The sequence below is a fragment of the Microbacterium sp. genome, from assembly GCF_036566905.1.
Taxonomy (GTDB): domain Bacteria; phylum Actinomycetota; class Actinomycetes; order Actinomycetales; family Microbacteriaceae; genus Microbacterium.
Genome location: NZ_DATCVK010000141.1, coordinates 1 through 4,415, shown reverse-complemented (window position 1 = coordinate 4,415; position 4,415 = coordinate 1). Strand labels below are relative to the sequence as shown.

The 4,415-nt window shown below is 68.6% G+C and carries 1 protein-coding gene, 1 tRNA gene and 1 pseudogene; 1 reads left to right on the top strand and 2 read right to left on the bottom strand.

Annotated features, from left to right (window positions below):
* Positions 1-1,637 (top strand): annotated as a pseudogene (locus VIP82_RS10965) (hypothetical protein); the annotation flags it as partial.
* Positions 1,638-1,660: 23 nt separating this feature from the next.
* On the opposite strand, the gene VIP82_RS10960 reads toward VIP82_RS10965, so the two are convergent.
* Both VIP82_RS10960 and VIP82_RS10955 read right to left on the bottom strand, forming a co-directional pair.
* Positions 1,661-4,069: a transglycosylase domain-containing protein gene (locus tag VIP82_RS10960; protein WP_331908456.1), complete on the bottom strand. Its 2,409-nt coding sequence runs from the start codon at positions 4,067-4,069 to the stop codon at positions 1,661-1,663.
* A gap of 199 nt (positions 4,070-4,268) precedes the next feature.
* Positions 4,269-4,343: transfer RNA gene (locus tag VIP82_RS10955), tRNA-Gln, on the bottom strand.
* Positions 4,344-4,415: the final 72 nt, after the last annotated feature.

Sequence of the window (4,415 nt, the reverse complement as noted above, 5' to 3'; positions counted from 1 at the left end):
AGATCGCCGTCATCGTGCTCGCCCTCGCGCTCGCAACGATGACGACCCTCTTCCTGCTCACCACGAGCAAGATCGCGGGCGGTTCCGCCGAGCTCTCGGCTGGCGCCACCGAAGTCAGCGACGGTTCGCAGCAGGTCGCGGAAGGTGCCGGGGACCTCTCCGCCGGCTCCGTCGAGCTGAGCGAGGGCGCAGCGGCTGCCGCGACCGGTGCCGAGAAGGTCTCGGCTGGGGCCGGCTCGGCGGCCCAGGGCGCTGAACGACTCAGGGTCGGCGCGGCGAAGGCAGCGACCGGCGCGGTGACGCTGGCCGACGGCGCGGCGACGAGCGCGACCGGCGCGGCTGAACTCGCGGCCGGTGCCGACAAGGCGGTTGCCGGCTCGGTGAAGCTGTCCGACGGCATCACGCGCGCCGCTGCCGGTGCCAACGACGTGCAGAGCGGCGTGTCGCTCGTCTCCGCGGCGAACGGGGAGATCGCCGGCAAGTCCTTGACCCTGAGTGAGGGGGCACGCGGCATCGCGGGCGGCGCTGCACTGGTCCGCGACGGTGTGGTCCAGATCAACGAGAAGGCCCCCCTCCTGGCTGCTGGGGCACTCGAGGTGAAGGTCGGGGCCGGCACGATCGAGGCCGGACTCGGCGCACTCGTCCCGGGCGCGAAGACGCTCCAGGAGGGCGCCTCGGCTGTCGCCACCGGCACGGCGAACGTCTCTACCGGGGTCGGGAACATCGCGGCCGCCAACGCCACGCTCGCCGCGAACATCTCCGCGCTTCGGACGCAGCTCGTGGAATCAGGCGCGTCCGTCGAACTGCTCGGCTCGCTCGAGGCGTTGGAGAGCAGTGCTACCACGATCTCAGCGGGTGCGTCCGAACTCGCAAAGGGTGCGCGTGACGCTGCCGCCGGAGCCTCGCTCGTCAACACCGGCGCGGCCACCGTGCACGACGGCGTGAACGCGCTTGCGCCGGGTGCGACGAGGCTCTCCGACGGCGCCGATGCGGTCTCCGACGGAGCCTCGACCCTCAACACGAACATCGCACCGCTCACCGTCGGCGCGAAGACCCTCGCCGACAAGACGCTCGTGCTCGCAGCGGGCAGCAGCCTGCTCGCCGGCGGCACCGCCGAGCTGTTCGCGAAGACCGGAGACCTCGTCGCCGGCAGCTCTCGGCTCGCTGCCGGCACTCTCGACCTCGACCTCGGCGTCGATGACCTGGTGGCGGGCACGCAGAAGGTCGCAGTCGGTGCAACGAGCCTGTCATCGGGAGCCGACCGCCTCCTCGCCGGCGCGAACGACCTGTCGGCGGGTGCGAGCGAACTCGGCACGGGTGCGGCGAACCTCGCCGCCGGCACGAGCACGCTCGCGCGCGGAGCATCCGATCTCGCCGACGGCACCGGAACCCTCGCCGATGGATCCGAGACGCTCGCGAGCGGAGCATCCGATCTCGCCGACGGCACCGCCGAGCTGAGCGAGGGCAACGCCCTCGTCGCCGAGGGAAGCGCGACGCTCGCGACTGGAGCGGCCGGGGTCTCCCCCGCAACCATGGTGCCGTGGATCCTCGTCGCGCTGGGACTCGGCGCGGCGGCGATCGCCGGGTGGATCACCCACCGCGTGCGATTCGCCCGACGGGAGTCGGTCACCGCCTGAGCGGTGCAGCCGGCCGTCGCCGGTCAGTGGTCCCGGTCGTCTCCACGACCGGGGCCGCCCCGGCGTCCGTCATCGCCAGGGCCACCGTCGCCCGATCCGGGATCCGGCCAGTCGTCCCCGGAATCCTCGTCGAGTCCCTGCACCTGAGGTTCCGGAGCCGGGGAATCGGTGCCCGGCACCGGGCCGACCGAGGGCGCGACCCTCTGATTCGGACCCACGACGGAGAATGCGTCGCCGCCGTACTTCGCTGCCGCGACCGACATGACCATGGGCCACATGCGGTGTCGTGCCGTCGCGGCGGTGCCGTTGCCGAAGCCCCCGATGCCGCGCTGGTTCGCATCGCCGTAGACGCTCACGACGCCCGCGACGGTCGCCACCTTCGAGCTGGCGCCGGCCATCCACGTGTCCTTGTTGCCGTCGGTCGTGCCGGTCTTGCCGATCAGCGGCACGTGCGGATTCACGTTGCGGTTCGATTCCGTCGCGGTACCGCCCGTCATCACGCTCTGCATCGCGTAGTGCATCGCCGCGGCCACGTCTGGTGTGACCGCGGGGGTACACGTCGACGCCGGCACCGGCACATCGTTGCCGTCGCGGTCGACGATCCGATCGATCGCCACCGGCGTGCAGGTCACGCCATTGTTCGCGATGCCGGCGAACGCGACGGCGAGGCTGAGCGGAGCGACCTCGTTCGTTCCGAGCACCGACGAGGGCCCCTGCTGCAGGGGATCGCCGTCGGCCCTGTGCATGCCGAACGCCTCGGCCGTCTTGCGGATGCCGCACAGGTCGAGCTTCTTGGCCATGCCGATGAAGCCCGTGTTGATCGAGCCGATGGTCGATTCGAGCGCCGAGTAATTGCCGCCGGACTCGTTGGCGTCGTTCTTGGGGCTCCACTTCTCGCTGTTGGTGTTGATCGGCCCGTTGCAGCTGTCTTGGAAGACGCCCCAGTTCGTCTTCGGCCTCGAGTCGACCCGCTCGTTCAGGGGGTGGCCCTCGTTCAGCCATTGGGCGAGCGTGAAGACCTTGTAGGTCGAGCCCGGCTGGAATCCGCTCGACCCGCCCTGCGTGTAGTCGGTGTTGTAGTTGACGCTCGTGTACTGCGGACCGATCGCGAGCACCTCGGGGTCCTGGCTGTAGATCTTGTTCTGGGCCATCGCGAGCACGCGCCCGGTGCCGACCTGCACACTCGAGATCACTCCGCCGACGTCCCACCCCGGATACGTCTGCGGCACGTTCTCGGCCAGCGCCGTCACCGCGGCGTTCTGCATGTCGAGGTCGAGCGTCGTGTAGACGTCGTAGCCGCCGCGCCGGAAGTTGCGCATGCGCGTCTCCTCGTCGTCGCCGAACGCCGGATCCGTCTGCAGGATGTTCTTCACGTAGTCGCAGAAGTATGCGGAGTCTCCGGCGGTCTGGCACCCGGTGCTCGGCTCCTTGATGAGCGGCTCGACGGGCGTGGCGATCGCCGCGTCGTACTCCTCGCGCGTGATCTTCTTCTCGTCGAGCATGTGGAAGAGGATGTAGTCGCGACGGTCCTTGTTCCTCGCGTAGCCGTTCGCAGCGCCGTTCGTCTCGCTGGCGGGCTTGTCGAGCTGGAACTCGACCGGGTTGTTCACGATCGCGAGGAGCGACGCCGCCTGGGCGAGCGTCAGGTTCGCCGCGGTCGTCGAGAAGTAGTAGCTGGCTGCGGCTTCGATGCCGTAGACGGTGCCGCCGAAGCCCGCGATGTTCAGGTACCCGAGCAGGATCTCGCTCTTGGAGTACCGCTTCTCGACGCCGATGGCGAGCCGCATCTCCTTCAGCTTGCGCTCGATGCCCGCGCTGCCGTCGGACTCGGTCGCGGCTTCGTAGCACTTGTTCTTCTCGGCATCGACGAGCACAGCCCGGTCGTCGTAGGTGAGTGCGGCGACCTCCTCCTCGGTCAGGTCGGCGACGGCGGTGATGTGCGCCTCGGCCTCGCATTCCTGCACGCGGATGTTCTTGACGTACTGCTGCGCGATCGAAGAGCCGCCCTGCGTGTTGCCGCCGGTCGCGGTCGTCATCGCCGCTCGGATCGTGCCCTGCAGGTCGACGCCGCCGTGATCGTAGAACCTGGGGTCTTCGCCGGCGATCGCGGCATCCTTCGCGTACTGGCTGATGGCGTCCCAGCCGACCTCGACGCGGTTCTGGTCGTAGAACGAGGCGAGGAGATGCGTGGTCCCGTCGCTGCCGGTGGCATAGATGTTGCTCTTCTCCGAGAGATCGTCGATCTCGAGGTATCCCGGGAGGTTCTCGAACATGTTGATGCTTCCGGATGCCGCGATGCCGACGGTGGCGATCGCCGGCGTCACCCCCGCCACGATGAGCATGGCCACGCCGACGCTCGCCGCGATGAGGCCCAAGAAGCCGCCGATGACGCCGAGCGGCGTGCGCGTCTCCCGGAAGTCACGATTCCGCATGTTCCCAGAACCCATGGCTCACCCAATCCCCGCCGGCGTCTCACGATCGTGCCGAGCCGGTAGGAGGCTCGAAATGTGTGCCGACACTCAATGGAATCGCAGCGCACCTTGGAAGTCCAGTCCACAGGCCGATCGCTCGGAATCACCGGTGCCGGAAAACGAAGAAGGCCCGGATGACCGGGCCTTCTTCACAAAAAATTGGCTGGGGTACCTGGACTCGAACCAAGAACAACGGTACCAGAAACCGCCGTGTTGCCAATTACACCATACCCCAATGGCCGAAACCGAAGCCCCGTGCCGACATGTAACTCTAGCCTACGGCGCGACGCCCGCCAAACTGAGCAGC